The sequence below is a fragment of the Burkholderia paludis genome, from assembly GCF_000732615.1.
In the GTDB taxonomy this organism is placed as follows: Bacteria; Pseudomonadota; Gammaproteobacteria; order Burkholderiales; family Burkholderiaceae; genus Burkholderia; species Burkholderia paludis.
In genome coordinates this window covers 1-620 of sequence record NZ_JPGL01000167.1, presented here as the reverse complement: position 1 = coordinate 620, position 620 = coordinate 1, and the positions used below count along the sequence as shown (strand labels likewise).

General features: G+C 56.8%; 1 pseudogene. It reads right to left on the bottom strand.

Annotated features, from left to right (window positions below):
* Positions 1-620: pseudogene (locus GQ56_RS39935) on the bottom strand (RHS repeat-associated core domain-containing protein); the annotation flags it as partial.

The following is a 620-nucleotide window of genomic DNA, read 5'->3' as shown; positions in this document are numbered from 1 at the left end:
AAATAGTAGACCGCATCCCTTGCATCGGCATCGTTAGCCGCCGGCTTGCCCTGATCGATCCGTGCAAGCGGTACATAGCTATCGGACTCATACAAGTACGTCAGCGCTTCCTCGCCCTGGCGGTCGTGATACGTCTCCTGCACGAGCCGCATGCCATCCCACAGGAAATCCGTACTCGCGTAACTGCCATTGAGCTTACGAATCCGCCGACCAAACGCGTCGTATTCGAAATGCGTCGTCCCGATACCCAGACGATCCTTCGTCACGACGGTCTTCAACTGGTTCCAATCGTCGTATTCAAGAACCAGTTCCTTGGCAGGCCCATGCCCACTCACCTTGCGAACCAGCCGACCATAAACGTCGTACTCGAAGCGCTTATCCTCGAACATCTTGAGTCGGTTGTGCTCGACGTAGCCACCCGGGTGATCACTCGACACCAGGTTAGCCGCCGCATCCCAGCGAAACACTTCCGACGGCAATCCCGGCCCCGCCGCCTGTTCAATACGACCAGTCGGGTCATACCGATAGTTCGTCGTGCCATAACGCTGATCGCGCTTCTGGATCACATCGCCTGCTGCATCGTATTGCCACTGCTTAGCAAGCAGATCATCAGCCGCATG